This window comes from Streptomyces sp. NPDC102514, assembly GCF_055584525.1.
The window spans coordinates 528,268-544,331 of the sequence record NZ_JBVJLW010000001.1; the positions used below are offsets into that span (position 1 = coordinate 528,268).

Annotated in this window: 14 protein-coding genes; 8 read left to right on the forward strand and 6 right to left on the reverse strand. The window is 70.3% G+C overall.

Annotated features, from left to right (window positions below; all coding sequences use genetic code 11):
• The first annotated feature begins 270 nt into the window (after positions 1-270).
• From ACZ60E_RS02430 to ACZ60E_RS02440, 3 genes are all read left to right on the forward strand, one after another.
• Complete coding sequence (locus ACZ60E_RS02430; RefSeq protein WP_469437226.1) at positions 271-2,547, forward strand: MMPL family transporter; 2,277 nt, start codon at positions 271-273, stop codon at positions 2,545-2,547.
• Between the two features lie 182 nt (positions 2,548-2,729).
• Positions 2,730-3,926 carry an ATP-binding protein gene (locus ACZ60E_RS02435; protein ID WP_469438307.1) on the forward strand — a complete coding sequence of 399 codons (1,197 nt, stop codon included), beginning with the start codon at positions 2,730-2,732 and terminating at the stop codon, positions 3,924-3,926.
• The gene (locus ACZ60E_RS02440) at positions 3,923-4,606 is read left to right on the forward strand and encodes a response regulator (RefSeq protein ID WP_469437228.1); all 684 of its coding nucleotides are present in this window, start codon (positions 3,923-3,925) and stop codon (positions 4,604-4,606) included. The genes ACZ60E_RS02435 and ACZ60E_RS02440 overlap by 4 nt, the downstream gene beginning before the upstream one ends.
• A gap of 25 nt (positions 4,607-4,631) precedes the next feature.
• Here ACZ60E_RS02440 and ACZ60E_RS02445 read toward each other — a convergent pair whose 3' ends face one another.
• A complete protein-coding gene (locus ACZ60E_RS02445; protein ID WP_385832129.1) occupies positions 4,632-5,345 on the reverse strand; it encodes a TetR/AcrR family transcriptional regulator C-terminal domain-containing protein in 714 nt (237 codons plus the stop codon).
• 97 nt (positions 5,346-5,442) lie between these two features.
• Here ACZ60E_RS02445 and ACZ60E_RS02450 point away from each other — a divergent pair, with 97 nt between their 5' ends.
• Genes ACZ60E_RS02450 through ACZ60E_RS02465 form a run of 4 tightly spaced genes read left to right on the forward strand, consistent with a single transcriptional unit; the run spans position 5,443 to position 9,539 of the window.
• Positions 5,443-6,549, forward strand: a complete 1,107-nt coding sequence (locus ACZ60E_RS02450; protein WP_469437230.1) for an MBL fold metallo-hydrolase — start codon at positions 5,443-5,445, stop codon at positions 6,547-6,549.
• 11 nt (positions 6,550-6,560) lie between these two features.
• A complete protein-coding gene (locus tag ACZ60E_RS02455) occupies positions 6,561-7,121 on the forward strand; it encodes an ester cyclase (RefSeq protein WP_385832126.1) in 561 nt (186 codons plus the stop codon).
• Positions 7,122-7,149: 28 nt separating this feature from the next.
• The gene (locus tag ACZ60E_RS02460; RefSeq protein WP_469437233.1) at positions 7,150-8,742 is read left to right on the forward strand and encodes a zinc-binding dehydrogenase; all 1,593 of its coding nucleotides are present in this window, start codon (positions 7,150-7,152) and stop codon (positions 8,740-8,742) included.
• Complete coding sequence (locus ACZ60E_RS02465) at positions 8,739-9,539, forward strand: MBL fold metallo-hydrolase (RefSeq protein WP_469437235.1); 801 nt, start codon at positions 8,739-8,741, stop codon at positions 9,537-9,539. Before ACZ60E_RS02460 ends, ACZ60E_RS02465 begins: the two co-directional genes overlap by 4 nt.
• A gap of 107 nt (positions 9,540-9,646) precedes the next feature.
• On the opposite strand, the gene ACZ60E_RS02470 is transcribed toward ACZ60E_RS02465, so the two are convergent.
• Both ACZ60E_RS02470 and ACZ60E_RS02475 read right to left on the reverse strand, forming a co-directional pair.
• Positions 9,647-11,017, reverse strand: a complete 1,371-nt coding sequence (locus ACZ60E_RS02470; RefSeq protein WP_469437237.1) for a hypothetical protein — start codon at positions 11,015-11,017, stop codon at positions 9,647-9,649.
• Positions 11,017-12,369: a hypothetical protein gene (locus ACZ60E_RS02475; protein ID WP_469437240.1), complete on the reverse strand. Its 1,353-nt coding sequence runs from the start codon at positions 12,367-12,369 to the stop codon at positions 11,017-11,019. The genes ACZ60E_RS02470 and ACZ60E_RS02475 overlap by 1 nt, the downstream gene beginning before the upstream one ends.
• 106 nt (positions 12,370-12,475) lie before the next feature.
• Between ACZ60E_RS02475 and ACZ60E_RS02480 the strand changes: the two genes are divergently transcribed.
• Positions 12,476-13,738: a glycosyltransferase gene (locus ACZ60E_RS02480; protein WP_469437242.1), complete on the forward strand. Its 1,263-nt coding sequence runs from the start codon at positions 12,476-12,478 to the stop codon at positions 13,736-13,738.
• On the opposite strand, the gene ACZ60E_RS02485 is transcribed toward ACZ60E_RS02480, so the two are convergent.
• From ACZ60E_RS02485 to ACZ60E_RS02495, 3 genes are all read right to left on the reverse strand, one after another.
• Positions 13,724-14,095, reverse strand: coding sequence for a YybH family protein (locus ACZ60E_RS02485; protein WP_469437245.1), 372 nt, complete (start codon positions 14,093-14,095; stop codon positions 13,724-13,726). The genes ACZ60E_RS02480 and ACZ60E_RS02485 overlap by 15 nt on opposite strands.
• A gap of 86 nt (positions 14,096-14,181) precedes the next feature.
• A complete protein-coding gene (locus ACZ60E_RS02490) occupies positions 14,182-14,895 on the reverse strand; it encodes an SDR family NAD(P)-dependent oxidoreductase (RefSeq protein WP_469437247.1) in 714 nt (237 codons plus the stop codon).
• A 220-nt stretch (positions 14,896-15,115) separates the two neighbouring features.
• Positions 15,116-16,036, reverse strand: coding sequence for a LysR family transcriptional regulator (locus ACZ60E_RS02495; protein WP_469437249.1), 921 nt, complete (start codon positions 16,034-16,036; stop codon positions 15,116-15,118).
• Between the last annotated feature and the right edge of the window lie 28 nt (positions 16,037-16,064).

Genomic DNA, 16,064 nt, shown 5'->3' on the forward strand with positions numbered 1-16,064 from the left:
GCGCCCGCTGGGTGCTGAGCGCTGGGCGCGTTGGGTGGCGCGCTGCGTGTTCGGTGCGGGGCACGGTCGTACTCGTTACTCAGGCTCGCACTCACGCTCGTACCCGTGCAGTAGTTCCCGTCTTCTCCCGCTCCTCCTGAAGTAGGAGACGGGCGCGACAGCTCGTGCCTGGTCATCAGACGGCATTGCCAGTAGGCGCACGATGCCCTGCCGCACCCCGTCACGTCAGGCTGGCCACCTATTCGAACCAGACCTGGAGACCTCTTACTCGTGGCTACTTTGCTCTATCGGCTGGGCCGGACCGCCTTCCGGCGGCGTTGGCTGGTGACCCTGCTGTGGGTGGCGATCGTCGGCGGCGCCGGTGCCGGTGCTGTCATGGCCCCCGCCGCCTCCGACGACACCACCTCCTTCATGCCCGGTATCGAGGCGCAGAAGGCGTTCGACCTGATCGGCGAGCGCTTCCCCGGCTCGTCGGCCGACGGGGCCACCGCGCAGATCGTGTTCATCGCACCGGACGGCCGGAAGGTGATCGCGGCCCACGAGCGCGAGGCCATCACCGCACTGGTGGGGCAGGCCGCGGACGAGCCCCGGGTCTCCAGCGCCGTGAACCCCTTCACGGCGGGTGCGGTGAGCAAGGACGGTTCCACCGCCTACGCGACGGTGAACTTCGAGGTCGCGGCCTCCGAACTCACGGACGAGGACAAGGCCGCGCTCGAACGGGCCATCGACGAGGCACGCGACGCCGGTCTCACGGTCGAGGCCGGAGGCAGCGCGCTGGCCGCCCAGCCCGCGGCCGGAGGCTCCTCCGAGGTGATCGGCATCGCGTTGGCGGCCGTCGTACTGCTGATCACCTTCGGATCGCTCGCCGCAGCCGGACTGCCCCTGCTGACCGCTGTCGTCGGAGTCGGTGTCAGCATGGCCGCCGTCATGGCGCTGGGCAGCACCCTGGGACTGTCCATGACCTCGGGGACGCTCGCCTCGATGCTCGGGCTCGCGGTCGGCATCGACTACGCCCTCTTCGTGGTCTCCCGCTACCGGGAGGAACGCGCGGCCGGCCGCGACCCGCACGAGGCCGTCGGCATCGCGGTCGGGACGGCGGGTTCGGCGGTCGTCTTCGCCGGCCTGACCGTAGTGATCGCACTGGCCGGTCTCTCGGTGATCGGCGTACCCATGCTGACCAAGATGGGCCTGTGCGCCGCGGGTGCCGTGGTCGTCGCGGTACTGATCGCCCTCACGCTGGTGCCGGCGCTGCTCGGGATGTGGCCCGACGCGGTGCTTTCGCGCCGCAGCCGCCGCCGCGAGGGCAGCCGCAACCGGAAGCGCGGCCCCGCCGCCGACGGTCGTTCGGCAGTCGGTCATGCCGCGGGCGCGACGGAGAACGGCGGGTCCCGGTGGGCGCGGTTCGTGCTGCGCCGCCCGGTGCCCGTACTCGTGCTGTGCGTCGCGGGGTTGGGCGTCCTGGCGCTGCCCGCCACCGAGCTGGAGATGGGCATGCCGGGAGCCGAGTCCAAGTCCACCGCGTCGACGGAACGGCGCGCCTACGACGCACTCGCCGAGGGCTTCGGCGCGGGATTCAACGGGCCCCTGACCGTCGTGGCGGACGTCGCCGATGTGCAGGACCCGGCCGACGCCCGGCAGGCCGTGAAGGTGATCGCGGAGAAGATCGGCAGCACGAACGGCGTGGTGTCCGTCTCCTCACCGCGGTTCAACGAGGCGGGTGACGCCGCGCTCTTCTCGGCGGTGCCGTCCACCGGCCCCAACGACGAGAAGACCAAGGACCTGGTCCAGAGTATTCGCGCCGAGCGGGCAGGTCTGGAGAGCGAGACGGGGGCGACCTTCGAGGTCACCGGCAGCACCGCGATGAACATCGACGTGGCGCAGGCCCTCCAGGACGCGCTGCTGCCCTACCTCGCCGTCATCGTCGGCCTGGCCCTGCTCCTGCTGCTGGTGGTCTTCCGTTCCCTGCTCGTGCCGGTCAAGGCGGCCTTCGGGTTCCTGCTGTCCGTGCTCGCCTCCCTCGGCGCGGTCGTCGCGGTCTTCCAGTGGGGCTGGGGCGCGGACCTGCTGGGCGTGGAGCAGCCCGGCCCGATCATGAGCCTGATGCCGATCTTCCTGGTGGGCATCGTCTTCGGCCTGGCCATGGACTACGAGGTGTTCCTCGTGGCCCGTATGCGGGAGGCGTACGTCCATGGGGACCGGTCGCCCCAGGCGGTGGTCACCGGGTTCCGGCACAGCGCCCGGGTGGTCGCCGCGGCGGCGGCCATCATGATCGCGGTGTTCTCCGGATTCATCGGCGCGGAGGAGTCGATGATCAAGACCATCGGTTTCGGTCTCGCGGTGGCCGTCCTGTTCGACGCGTTCGTCGTGCGGATGGCCTTCGTCCCGGCGGTGCTGGCCCTGCTCGGCGACAAGGCCTGGTGGATACCGCGCCGGCTGGACCGGGCGCTGCCCCATGTCGACGTCGAGGGCAGCGGACTCGGCACGCATGCCGTCGACGGGCCCGCGGCCGACGAGTCCTCAGCGCCGAGGCAACCGGCTCGAATCTGACGGGCGGCACGTGTCTGCACGTATCGGACGCGGACGGCCGTCACCGCTGTGAGCCGTCTGCCACGGAGGTGAACCGGCCGGCGCGGCGGTGAGCCGTCACCCCGGGCCGCGGTGCCGTGCGAAGCGGCGCCGCGGCCGACGACCTGTGATCATGTCTGTCCTCGGACCCGACTCGGAGCATGATGAGCACAAGCTGGCAGCGACTGACCACGACCCGTCCCGGAGCCGTCGAGGCCGTGACGCTGGCCCTGCTCCTCGTCTTCACCGTCTCCGGCGTCGTGCTCACCCGGACGGTCGCGACCGAACCGCCGCGCGTATGGCCCGGCGTCGTCCTGTCCGTCGTGGCCTGCGGTGTACTGCCCTGGCGCCGGAGCCACCCCCTCAAGACCCTCGCCGTCACCCTCGTGTGCACCGTGGGCCAAGGAGCGCTCGGCTACCTGCTGACGCCTCTGCTCATGGGACCGCTGCTGGTCGCCCAGTACGCGACGAGCGTGCGCGTCCGCCGCACGATCACCTGGCGCAGCGCGCTGACCGGCGCGGCCTGCATGGTCGTCACGGGTCTGCTCTTCACCTCGGTCCACGACTCGCTGATCCTCGCCGTCGTGAACCCCGCGGCCTGGGTCCTGCTGTCCGCGGCCTTCGGCGGCTACATCCGACTGCGCCGCGACTACGCGGTGGCCCGGGCCGAGCACATCGCCCACGAACGCGAGGAGGAGGCACGGCACCGGGTGGTGCAGGAGCGCATGCGCATCGCCCGCGAACTGCACGACGTGGTGGCCCACCATCTGACCCTGGCCAGCGCCCAGGCAGGTACCGCGGCCCACCTCTCCCGCACCCACCCGGAGCAGGCCTTCCAGATCATCGACCAGCTGGCGGAGACCACCGCCGCGGCGCTGGACGAACTCAAGGCGGCCGTGGGCCTGCTGCGCCAGGACACCGACGACGGCGACGACCTGGCCCCCGCGCCGGGGCTGGGCCAACTGCCCCACCTCGTCGAAGCGTGCGCGGCGGCCGGACTGGAGGTCACCGTCACGATCGAGGGCCCGGCCCGTCCACTGGCCCCCGGCGTGGACCTGACGTGCTACCGGATCATCCAGGAGGCACTCACCAACGTCACCAAGCACGCCGCGACCCACGCCGCTCGGGCCCGGCTCGCCTACACACCGCACCGGCTGACCCTGACCGTCACCAACGACGCGGCTCCCGGTAGACCCGCACCACCACCGCCCGGCAGTGCACGCGGTTTCGGCCTGCTCGGTATGCGCGAGCGCGCCACGGCGGCGGGGGGCACCTTCCACGCCGGGCCGCGCCCGCAGGGTGGCTTCGAGGTCAGCTGCGCCGTTCCGCTCGCCGGCAAGCCAGAAAGTCCCTCCCCATGACCATTCGTGTACTGCTCGCCGACGACCAGGCCCTGCTCCGGGCCACCTTCCGCATCCTCATCGAGTCGGTCCCCGACATGACCGTCGTGGCGGAGGCCGCCGACGGACAGGAGGCCGTCGATCTCGCGGAGACCCACCGCCCCGATGTCCTCCTCATGGATCTCCGCATGCCGAATCTGGACGGAGTGTCCGCCACCGCAGTCATCTGCGCCCGGCCGGAACTCTCGGCGACCCGCGTCCTCGTCCTCACCACCTTCGAGAACGACGAGAACGTCGCCAAGGCGCTGCGCGCCGGTGCCAGCGGGTTTCTCGGCAAGGGCGTGAGCCCCGAGGTACTGCTGTCCGGCATCCGCACCGTGGCGGCCGGGGAGGCGCTGCTCTCGCCCGGTGCCACGCGCTCACTCATCATCCGCTTCCTGGCCGCCCCGCGGAACGACACCTTCCCCGCGCTGCCCGACATCCTCAAGGCCCTGACCGAACGGGAGCGCGAGGTCATGGCGCTGGCCGCGCACGGCAAGTCCAACACGGAGATCGCCGATCAACTCGTCCTGAGCCCGCTGACCGTACGCAGCCACATCCAGCGGGCCATGAACAAACTCCACGCCCACGACCGCGCACAACTCGTCGTCATCGCCTACCAGAGCGGCCTGGTGAAACCGCCTTCGCAGCCGCACTCCTGACGCGCGGGAGTCAGAGCGAGGACAGTCATGACCGGCCGCCGTCGCCGACCTTCCTCGTGACGGCGGTGACGATCAGATCGAGCGCGTACTCGAACTCCTCGTCGTGACTGAACCGCGCCAGGTGCGGAGCCGCTTCGACGAGCACGGGCAGGCCTGAAGCCTCCAGGTCGCGCCGGCGTGCCGCCGTGGCCTCGGGGCCGACCACCCCGAAGGTCGGACCCGCCGCGACCTCCCGCAGCAGGGTCCCGATGACCGAGGCCAGCAGCGTCCTGAGCAGGTGCACCGCCTCGTCGGGTCCGCACCCGGCGGCGCGCAGCACCGACAGCACCGTGGCGACGGGCTGCAGACCGGCCGAGGACGAGAGCTGCCGGGTCAGTACGAGGGCACCGGCGCGGGGATGCGCGAGCGTGGCGGCCCGGAACGTCCTCCCGATGGCGCGCAGATCCGCGTCGAGCGAGCCCGTCGGCTCCGGGAGCGCCACCTTGACCAGGATGTGTTCGGCGACGGCGTCGAGGAGGTGGTCCTTGCCGTCGACGTAGTTGTAGAGACTCTTCGCGTCGACTCCCAGGCGCCGGGCCACGGTTCGCATGCTGACACCCTCGACGCCCTCCTCGTCGATGACCGAGATCGCGGCCCCGATGACGGCGTCCCTGGTCAGCGTTCCGGCACCTTTACGAGGCCGGCCGCGCCGGGGCGGGGTTCCGGGCTGCTGGTCGGCGGGCGCTGTCCGAATCGTCACCCCTTCATCATGCCTCATCCTTGCGGAAATCCACGGTGTGGAATATAACCGTGATGCGTAATACCCACGACGTGGAATTTAACCGATGGAGACCGGCATGCAGCCCTTTCCGTGGAACACGGCGAACGTGGTCGACCTGCCGGGCGTCGGCACCCCGGTCGACTCACTCACCGATCCGAGCCGCATACCGGGCGGGCCGGGCGCACGTCTGGCCGCGGCCCGCACCGAAGGAGTCAGGTTCAAGCGCGAGTTCGCGACGACGGGTACCCCGGACAGCATCACCACCTGCGATCTGGTCACCCTGCCCTACCCGACGCGGTTCGGCCTCTTCCGCGCCTCGCGAGCCGTCGCGCCGTTCCTGTCGATCACCAACCGCATGCTCGTCATCCGCTGGCACGAGAGCGACGGCCGGGCCCGGGTGCTGCTGTTCGAGCCCAGTGACGTCGAACTCGGCCAGTACACCCCGTACTTCGACCGGCTCAGCCGGCGGACGCCCGCCCCCGTGGCCCGTCTGATGCTGACCCGGTACGCCACGGTCCTGGAGCATCTCGCCACGCTGGGCATCGCGCCGCAGGACGTCGACTACCTGTTGTTCGACCACCTCCACACGCAGGATCTCCGGCGCTGGGTGGGCACGACGGCGTACCAGGAGGACCTCGGCGGTCGCCCGGAGGCGGCCTTCCCGAACGCCAAGGTCATCGTGCAGCGCGACGAACTCGCGGGCATGGCCGAACTGCATCCGCTGCAGAAGCCCTGGTACCAGCCCGCCGCCTACCGTGACGTACCGCCCGAGGCGTTCCTGCCGATCGAGGGCTCGGTGGTCCTCGGCCCCGGCGTCGCCGTGGTGAAGACACCGGGCCATGTGTTCGGCAACCAGAGCCTGGTCGTCAACACCTCCACCGGCATCTGGGTCAGCAGCGAGAACGTCATCGCGGCCGAATGCCTGACACCGGAACACTCGAAGCTGCCGGGGCTCGCCAGGTGGAGCCGCGAGTGGGCGTACGAGGCCGTCCTCAACGCCAACACCATCGAGACCACGGCCGACCAGTACAACTCGGTCGTCCTGGAGAAGACGCTCGCCGATCCGAGTCAGAAGGACCCGCGTTTCCTGCAGTTCTTCCCGTCCAGCGAGCTGACAGGTGCCTGGACGAACCCCGGCACCACACCGACGTTCAGCCACCACGCCCTCACCCACACCCGTTAGAGAGCCCGACCATGAACCGCTTCGTGCTGCCCGACGAGTCCGTGCTCCGCGCCCGGGAGACACTCGTCCTCGACCACTTCCGCGACGAGGTGGCCCAGGACTGGGACGCCACCCTGTCCACCTTCCCGCACCCGCACTACGAACTCATCGCGCAGATGAAGGTGCACCACGGCGACGCGGACGTCCGCGCGTACTACGACGACACCCGTGTCGCCTTCCCCGACCAGCGCCACGAGATCATCGCGTTCCGGCACAGCGTCGACGCGGTCATCGTGGAGTTCTGGCTGCTGGGCACACACCTCGGCCCCCTCGGCAAGATACCGCCGACGGGCGGCGAGCACCGTACGCGCATGAACGCGTTCTTCGTCTTCGACGAGAACGAGAACCTTGTCACCGAGCGGATCTACTTCGACCAACTGACCATCCTGAAGCAACTGGTGGCGGGCGTCGACAAACGCAAACCGAGCGGCCTGCTCAAGCTGGCCCGCATCGTCAGGGGAGTCCTGTCCATGGCGGGCGGCACACCGGATCCGCGGCTCGTCGAGACCACCCCGCCCGACTTCGTCAAGTGATCCGCCACCCAACGCAGGAGGTTCGACCATGACCATGCGCGCGCTCATCGGCGGCAAGGGACAGGACTGGACCGTCGAGCGGATCGACCTCCCCGAGCAACTGGGGGCCGTCCGCGTCCAGGTGATGGCCGCCGGACTGAACCGTGCCGACCTGTACGCCCTCGACGGCACGTACACCGCGAACTCCCAGGGCGAGGGCCCGTTCACCGCCGGAATGGAGATCGCGGGCGTCGTCGAGACCAGCAGCCTGCTCGCACCCCGACTCCCCGTGGGGACACGGGTCATGGGCATCACGGCGGGCGCGTTCGCCGACTACGCCCTGTGCCACCCGCGCATGCTCGTCCCCATACCCGACGGCCTCGGCTTCGAGGAGGCGGCGACGCTGCCCGTCGGCCTCATCACCGAGCATGACGCGCTCGTTACCCAGGCGGGGTTCGAGCCCGGGCACTCGGTACTCGTCGTCGGCGGCACCAGCTCGGTCGGCCTGGTCGGCATCCAACTCGCGAAGGCCCTCGGGGCGGGCACGGTCATCGCGACCACGACCAGCAAGGCCAAGACCGCCGTCCTCCTGGCGGCGGGCGCCGACATCGCGGTCGACACCCGCACCGAGTCCCTCGCCGACGCCGTCCTCGCCGCCACCGGCGGGAAGGGCGCCGACATCACGCTCGACCACGTCGGCGGAGACCTGTTCACCACCCTCGCGTCCGCGACCGCCGTCGGCGGAACGATCGTCAGCATCGGACGCCTGGCAGGCGCCAGTACCGGCATCGACCTGGACACCCTCGCGTTCCGACGGCAGAAGCTGATCGGCACGACGTTCAGCATCCGCAGCCGGGCCGAACTCGGCGATGTCGTCGCCGCGTTGTACGAGGAGGTGCTGTCCGCGGTCGCGGACGGCAGGATCACTCCGCGCCTCGACACGGTCTTCCCCGCCGAGCGCGCGAAGGACGCAGCCGACCTGCTCCGCGCCGACGGCGCCACGGGCAAGGTCGTACTGTCCTTCGCCGACGCCCACACCGGCCCCGTACCCGCACCCACCGCCACGGCGAACATGTTCGGCAGCATCGCCCAGATCGGTTACGTCGTACGGGACATCGAGGCATCCATGCGCGACTTCGCCGCCTGCGGAATCGGCCCCTGGTTCCACCTCAAGGGCGTCCGGCCCGCCGACTTCACCCACCGGGGCCGGCCCTCCGACATGGCCATGGATGTCGCGCTCGCCAACAGCGGTGACATCCAGCTCGAACTCATCACCCCCGTCAACGACGCCCCGTCGATGTACCGCGACTTCCTGGACGCCGGACACGAGGGCGTCCAGCATGTCGCGTACTGGAGCGAGGACTACCAGGAGCTGTACGACCGCGCGCTCGCCGCGGGCTTCACCGTCGGGCAGGAGGGCCGGATCGGCGACGACGGGCGCTTCGCCTACCTGGAGACCGGGCACCACCCCGGCACCGTGATCGAGATCTCCGACCTCGGCGGCAGCAAGAAACTCGTCTTCGACCTCATCAAGACGGCCGCCGCCCACTGGGACGGCAGTCACCCGGTCCAGCGCGTCGACGCCGCACTCATCGAGGGCGGACCCTCGGCCATGGCCGAGATGATGGAGGCTCTCGGATGAAGGTCCACCACCTCAACTGCGGGACGATGCGCCTGCCGGCCGCCCCGCTCGTCTGCCACGTCCTGGCGGTCGAGACGGACAAGGGACTGGTCCTGGTCGACTCGGGTTTCGGGACGCAGGACATCGCCGAACCGGCCCGTCGCCTCGGCGGCATACGCCACATCGTCCGCCCTGCCCTCGACCTCCACGAGACCGCACTGCACCAGATCGGGCAGCTCGGCTTCCGGGCGGAGGACGTCACCCACATCGTGGTGACCCACTTCGACCTGGACCACATCGGAGGCCTCGCCGACTTCCCGGACGCACAGGTCCACGTCACGGCGGCGGAAGCACACGGGGCCCTGTCACCGGCCACCCGACTGGAGAAGAGCAGATATCGATCCACGCAACTCTCCCACCACCCGAAGCTGGTGCGTCACGACCCGACCGGAGAACAGTGGCGGGGATTCGCCGCCGCCGAGCAGCTCACCGGGATCGACGACGGCATCGTGCTGGTGCCGATGCCGGGCCACACCAGAGGCCACGCCGCGGTCGCGGTCGACGCCGGCGACCACTGGGTCCTGCACTGCGGAGACGCGTTCTACCACCCGGGCACACTCGACGGCACGACCCATGTCCCGGCCGCACTCCGGATCCAGGAACGCCTGGTCGCCCACGACATCAAGGCCCTGAGAGCCAACCAGACCCGCCTCGCCGACCTCCACAAAGACACCGAGACCGACCTGACAGTGGTCAGCGCCCACGATCCGACCCTGTTCGAGGCTGCTCGCGCCCGCGGTAGGGGCGTGAGCATGTAGCGCATGCCTGCTGGGTCGGTGAGTTGAACGAAGGAGGGGGTGGCCCCGGGGCCACCCCCTCCTCCTGTTGGGCTCCTCCTGTTGGGCCAGCGGTCAGTAGTGTCGTACTACTTCGCGGCGGCCGTGACGGTGAACGTGCCGCGCTGGTACTCGCAGCAGCCGGCGAACACACTGACGTTCCAGGTGCCGGTCGCGGCGCCGGTCAGGTCGAGGGTCGCGGTGAGTGTCCGGTTGTCGGCGGAGACCGACTGCGTGGCAGCGGTGAGGGTCTGGCCGCTCTGACTCAGCCGTACGGTGGCACCGGCGGGCAGCGCGGTGCCGGTCACCGTGAGCGTGACCTTGGCGCCGACGGCCCCGGTGCCCGGGCCGACCCCGGTGACACTCACCTTGTCCGTGCCGCACAGCGTGGAGGAACAGACCAGCTTGGCGCTGTAGGCGGTGCTGGACGCCTTCTCCGGCAGGCCGAGCACGAACACGGTCGGGCTGGCGGCCGAGGACGACCCGCCCACCGAGCACGGAGTGCCGGAGGAGGTCGGCGTACAGCCGTTGTTCCAGGCGCTGTTGTACAGAGCCGGCACCGCGGAGGTGGTGGCGCCGGTGGTGTCCGTGATCTCGGCGTTGAAGCGGTCGAAACCGCCGGTGGGCAGAGCCGCGCACACCGCGGAGTGCGACTCGTCGAGGGTGCCGGTGATCGGACCGTAGCCGTACGACACGGACGGCACCTTGGTGCACTCCGCGGCCGGACCGTCCGCGGTCGCGATGCGCAGGGCGTCCAGGTGGTATTCCGGTGCCGCTTTCAGCGTGGCCGGGGTCTGCACCACGACCTGGTGGGTGGTGGAGCCGGTGGCCGCGCAGGACCGGTTGCGGAACGAGCACTCGGTGGTGCCGTCTTCGCCGAGGACGACGATGTTGGCGGTGCCCAGCGCGTCCCGTACGTCGAGGTGCAGGACATCGGTGGCCGCGTCGGTGGTGATCTGGTGGCAGTTCAGGGTGCCGGGGGCGCCGTAGGAACCAAGAACGGACGGACCGCCGACCTTCGAGGCACCGGACTTCACACAGCCCGCCGAGGAGGCCGTCGAGGTGACGTCGTACCTGGCCAGTGTGTAGGTGGCGGCCTGGTCGCGGCCGGTGACGAGCACGGTGTGCGCCGCCCCGGGAGTCAGTGGGCAGAGCGTCCAGCCGTCGGTGCTGGCACTGCGTTCGCAGACCTTCTTGCCGGTGTCGTCCAGTACCGAGAACTTCCCCGCCACACCGCCCGAGGCGGCGGTCAGGTGGAAGAGCTCGGACTTCGTGTGCGCACCGGCCGGAACACTCAGGCAGTGCGAGAAGACACCGTCGCCGGTGTCCAGCGTGGCCTTGGCACCGGCGGCGGTGAAACTGCCCGCGGGCAGCACGCGGCAGTCGTTCGCCGCGTCGGTGCGATGGAACGCCACCGAGTACGGGCCCGTCGCGCCGTCACCGCTGTCCGTGGTGTGCATCAGCGCCGGTAGGGAGCCGCACCGGTCAGCGCGCAGTAGCCGCCGGACAGATCGGCCGCGCCGCACTGGACTTTCCCGTCCTGGTCGAGCACCTCCACATCGGCGTCCACGCCGGGGGCGGAGAGCGCGGTCAGCGCGGCGATCCTGGCACCCTGAGGAGCATCCAGCGTCAGACAGTCGTACTGTCCCGGAGTGGTCAACTCGCCTTTGTACAGGCCGGTTCCGGCTGCCAGGCAACCGGCGTCGGAAGTCCGGTCGAGGAGGACCAGATCCGCGCGGGTGCTGCGGAAGGGATAGGTGCCGTCGAGGACGGCCGTGTAGGTGCCCGCCGCCTTCACCGTGCACGGGTCGGCCCCGTAACGGCACACACTCAGCCCGGCCGCGTCGTACACCCGGGCCACCCCCACCTCACGATTCTCGTCCACGGAGTGCACGGTGTACGGGCCTGCCGCGTCGGCCGTGAACGTGAAGCACGGGTTGACGACGAAGTCCTGCTGCTCCAGCGGGCCGTAAGGGCGGACCGGGGCCGTGGTGCAGCCCTGCGGGTCACTGAGCCGGCGCACCTTCACCGCGTACTGGGCGGGGAAGCCGTTCTCGGCGTACCGGATGGTGGAGAGGGCCCGGTAGGGACCGTCGCCGGGAAGGACGCAGCTGTCCTCGTTGTCCTCCGGGAAGCGCTCGCAGATGCGGGCGCCGGTGTCATCGGTGATCCAGGCGAGCGATTCGCCGGACGACTTGGAGCCGTGCGTGAGCCGGACCCGGTCGCCGCGCTTCCCTTCGAAGGGCTGGCAGTCGACCTCGACCGGGCTCACGGTCGTTCGGGCCGCTTCCGGCTGGTCCCAGTTGGTCCCGGCCTCGTCCGCGCAGCCCCGGGTCGAGCCGAGCGGTACCAGGGTGACCGAGGTGGTCTCGTCCTCCCAGCCTGTGTTGAACACCTTCAACGTGTAGGCGCCGGCCGCGGGCACCGCGCACATGCCGTTCGTGGTGTACGAGTCGCCGGAACAGTCCACCTTGCTGCCGTCGGCTGCGAGCAGTTCCCTGGTCATCTTGTTGCCGCCGGCGTCCAGCGCCGGCGCGAGATGGAGCCCCGGCGTCTCGACGGTGACGGTGTAACAGACACTTGAGCCGGGTGCGACGGTCGCCTTCCCGACGGCACTGCCCGGATCGCCGAAGGGCGCGAGCGCGAGCGGCGAGCACTCCTCGGCCGCGGCTGCCGTGTCCGCTGCCGCAGCCGGGCCCGCGCCGGGCAGGATCAACAATGAGGCGAACAGTGCGACGAGAGCAGCGAACACGGCCGGTAATGCGGCCGGTCGGCCCCGTCTCGCGGGCAGGCCGAAGTTGCCGTCCAACATGAAACCCCCTGGGTCATCGGTCGTTGATGCGATAGTTGCACACAGGTGTGACATCGCACTCGTGAGTAATCAGGGGCTGAAGGCTTTGCTGGGGCAGGGGTACTGAATGCGTGTGGTGTTGGCGGCCTATGACTCTCGCGGTGGGGTCGAACCGCTTGTGGCGCTCGGCGTTGAGCTGCGGGGGCTCGGTGCGGACGTGTGCGTGTGTGCGCCGCCCGACGAGGAGTTCGCGGAGCGGCTGGCCGGGGTCGGTGTGGAGATGGTGCCGACCGGGCAGTCGGTGCGCCGGTTGGTGACCGGCAGGACACCGCCGACGGCCGGGGGAGTCCCCAAGCGTGCGGCCGAGTTGGTCGCCGCCTTCCACGACAACGTCATGGCGGCGGGCGCGAGGGCCGATGTGCTGGTGGCGACCGGCCTCGTACCGGCCGTGGCAGGTGTGAGGTCGGCCGCCGAGACACTGGGCATCCGGTATGTGTACGCGAGTTACCAGCCGGTCAGCCTGCCCTCACCCCACCACCGGCCCATTCCGCGGCCGGGCAAGCCGCTGGCGGCGGATGTGACCGACAACCAGGCGCTGTGGGACCAGGACGCGCTCGACGCGCAAGCCGTGTTCGGCGAGGCGATCAACACCCACCGGGTGTCGGTCGGTCTGCCGCCCGTCGGCAACGTCCGCGACCATGTCTTCACCGACCGTCCGTGGCTGGCCTCCGACCCGGTCCTGGCCCCGTGGCAGCAGCCGTCGGACCTGGAGGTGGTGCAGACCGGCGCGTGGCTCGTGCCGGACGAACGCCCGCTCCCCGACGCGCTGTTGGCGTTCCTGGATGCCGGTGCGCCGCCGGTGTACGTGGGCTTCGGCAGCGTTCCCATGGGCGACCCGGTGGAGGTCGCGCGGGTGACCGTGGGAGCGGTCCGTGCGCAGGGCCGTCGCGTGATCGTCTCCCACGGCTGGGCCGGCCTGGCCCCGGTCGACGGTCAGGACGACTGCTTCGTCGTCGGTGAGGCCAACCATCAGGCCCTGTTCGGCCGGGCGGCCGCCGTCGTCCACCACGGTGGCGCGGGTACGACCACCACGGCCACCTGGTCCGGCGCACCGCAGGTGGTGGTGCCCCAGGGTGGCGACCAGCCGTATTTCGCCGCCCGTGTGGCCGAGTTGGGGATCGGTGCGGCCCACGACGGTCCTGCTCCGACCGTCGAGTCCCTGTCCGCCGCGCTCAGGACGGCCCTGGCCCCCGAGACCCGCGTACGGGCCACCGCCGTGGCCGGTGCGATCCGCACCGACGGGGCGGCGGTGGCCGCCAGGCTTCTGCTGGCCGACAGCGACCGAGCAACAGTTCCCGGTCGGCAGCAAACCGGCTCAACTGGGCTGTGAGACCTGGTAGTAGCTGATCTGCCAGTCCTCCTCTCCGTGCCGCACCAGCACACCGAGGTTGACGCCGAGTGTGGGGCGGTCCGTGAACGAGAAGTCGACGCTCAGGTAGCCGAGCACGAGGTCGTCGGCGGGGCGCCGGGTTTCGAGGATCCGGTACTCGGCCGTCAGCCCGAGGGGCTGGGACGCGTAGTAGGCGGCGACGCCCGGCCTTCCGACGCTGTGGGGGTGCAGTCCCTGAAAGATCGCGTCCTCGGTGAACTGGGCGGCCACCCGCTGCGGTTCGTGCTGGTCGACGGCGGCCTTCCACCGGTCGAGCACATCCCGCAGGATCGCTTCACTGTCTGTCATGTCGCTCATCGGAGTTCTCCTGTCGCTGGGGCCGGGCTCGCTGCAGTTGGGGCGTGGCGTGCCGGGGCGTCGTGGGTCGGGTCGGTCGCGGCGGGTCAGTGGCCCGCGCTCGTGCCGCCGTCGACGTGCAGGATCTCGCCGGTGACGAACGGGGCGTTCTCCAGGTACAGCACCGCGTCGACGATGTCGCTCTCCTCGCCGAGTCGGCCGACCGGCTGCAGGGCGGCGAGGGCCGCATGACTCTCCTCGGGGTGCATCGGGGTCTTGACGGTGCCCGGGGAGACCGCGTTGCTACGGATGCCGCGGGTCGCGTACTCGATGGCGAGGGACTTGGTCGCGGACTGCAGCCCGCCCTTGGTCAACGAGGCCAGCACGGAGGGGACCCTGGAGTCCGCGTTGTCGACCAGGCTGGTGGTGATGTTGACGATGTGGCCGCCGCCCTGGGCGAGCATGTGCTCGACGGCCAGCTGGGTGATGCGGAAGAAGCCGGTCAGGTTCACGCCGGTCACGGTCGCGTAGTCGTCGGCGGTGTAGTCGGTGAAGGGCTTGGCGACGAAGAGACCGGCGTTGTTCACGAGGGTGTCGATCCGTCCGAACTGCTGGACGCCGGCGGCGATGACGCGCTCGGCGGTCGCGGGATCGGCGATGTCACCCCGCACGGTCACGACGCCCGCGTCATTGGAGAGTTCGATGCTGCGTGAGGTGGCGACGACGGCGTAACCGAGCTTGCGGTAGGCGTCGACGAGGGCCGCGCCGATGCCCTGCGAAGCACCGGTGATGACGGCGACCTTCTGGTTCTGGGAGCTCATGATGACCTTCTTCGGGGTGAGGTGGTTTCTCGTCCGATCCGCTAGCCGACCGGTCGACTATCCGGAATGTAGGCCGCTCCAAGAGGGGAGTCAAAGGTCGACGGGGCCCTGGTCAGGACCGGTTTCCTAGCTGTTGGTAGGCGCAGCCTTCCAGCGCATGTCAGCGGCACAGCTGCAGAGCGGCGGACATGGCGGCGGACAAGCCCCGAGCTGATGCGCTCTAGCGGTGCGGGTCACCCTCGGGCAGCCAGGCGTCCGGGGCGTGGAGGCCGAGGTTGCCCACGCCGTCGCAGAGCGCGTCCACGAGGGCGAGCACCGCGGGACGGTCCTCGCCCTCGCGGCGGACCAGGGACCAGGTCCAGTGGATCTCCGGAGCGACGACCGGACGCCGGACCAGATCGGCCGGCAGGGGAGTGGTCTGTCCCTTGGGCGAGTTGATGACCGGACGGTCGTTGCGGCGCACATGGTCGAAGAACGCGGGCCCGGTGATACCGCCGTCGGTGATGCGTACCGCACGGGTCCCGGTGTCACGTGCCAGCAGTTCGGCGTAGGTGTTCCAGGACGACCAGGAGGTGGTGTCGTCGTCGAGGAGGACGGCGGTGTCCCGGGCCGCCACGCTGCTCGTCATGTCTCCGGTGGAGACGGCGTAGAGCCGGTCGGCGCCGATCAGCCGGGCGTGCAGGCCACGTCGTTCCAGGTCCTCGGTCCTGACCCAGCAGACGGCGAGGTCCAGGCTGCCGTCGGCGACCCGCGCGGCCTGCGTGTGCGAGGGCGCGATCCACGCGTCGATGTGCAGTCGGGCCACCGCTGCGGCGCGCGTGGTCAGGTCGGGAGGCAGCCAGTTGACGTAGCCGAGCCGTACGGGCTCCGATCCGGCCAGCCGTCCGGCGCGCCGCTGGAGGTCACCGGCTCGTTCCAGCAGGGCGCGGATGTGCGGGAGCAGGTCCGAACCGGCCGGAGTGAGGGACACCGAGCGGCGGTCGCGGTCGAACAGTCGCACACCCAGGTCGCGTTCGAGGGCCTTGATCTGCTGGGACAGGGAGGGCCCCGCGATCAGCAGGCGCTCGGCGGCCCGGCCGAAGTTCAGTTCCTCGGCGACCGCGACGAAGTACCGCAGTTGGCGCAGCTCCATGCCCGTCATGCTACGTGGACGAGAGGTCACGCCTCCC

What these genes read in the sequence shown, in the direction of transcription:
- ACZ60E_RS02435 (WP_469438307.1), top strand. Translation starts at nt 2,730, where the DNA reads ATGAGCACAAGCTGGCAGCGACTGACCACGACCCGTCCCGGAGCCGTC.
- ACZ60E_RS02440 (WP_469437228.1), top strand. Translation starts at nt 3,923, where the DNA reads ATGACCATTCGTGTACTGCTCGCCGACGACCAGGCCCTGCTCCGGGCC.
- ACZ60E_RS02450 (WP_469437230.1), top strand. Translation starts at nt 5,443, where the DNA reads ATGCAGCCCTTTCCGTGGAACACGGCGAACGTGGTCGACCTGCCGGGC.
- ACZ60E_RS02455 (WP_385832126.1), top strand. Translation starts at nt 6,561, where the DNA reads ATGAACCGCTTCGTGCTGCCCGACGAGTCCGTGCTCCGCGCCCGGGAG.
- ACZ60E_RS02460 (WP_469437233.1), top strand. Translation starts at nt 7,150, where the DNA reads ATGACCATGCGCGCGCTCATCGGCGGCAAGGGACAGGACTGGACCGTC.
- ACZ60E_RS02465 (WP_469437235.1), top strand. Translation starts at nt 8,739, where the DNA reads ATGAAGGTCCACCACCTCAACTGCGGGACGATGCGCCTGCCGGCCGCC.
- ACZ60E_RS02470 (WP_469437237.1), bottom strand. Translation starts at nt 11,017, where the DNA reads ATGCACACCACGGACAGCGGTGACGGCGCGACGGGCCCGTACTCGGTG.
- ACZ60E_RS02475 (WP_469437240.1), bottom strand. Translation starts at nt 12,369, where the DNA reads ATGTTGGACGGCAACTTCGGCCTGCCCGCGAGACGGGGCCGACCGGCC.
- ACZ60E_RS02480 (WP_469437242.1), top strand. Translation starts at nt 12,476, where the DNA reads ATGCGTGTGGTGTTGGCGGCCTATGACTCTCGCGGTGGGGTCGAACCG.
- ACZ60E_RS02485 (WP_469437245.1), bottom strand. Translation starts at nt 14,095, where the DNA reads ATGAGCGACATGACAGACAGTGAAGCGATCCTGCGGGATGTGCTCGAC.
- ACZ60E_RS02490 (WP_469437247.1), bottom strand. Translation starts at nt 14,895, where the DNA reads ATGAGCTCCCAGAACCAGAAGGTCGCCGTCATCACCGGTGCTTCGCAG.
- ACZ60E_RS02495 (WP_469437249.1), bottom strand. Translation starts at nt 16,036, where the DNA reads ATGACGGGCATGGAGCTGCGCCAACTGCGGTACTTCGTCGCGGTCGCC.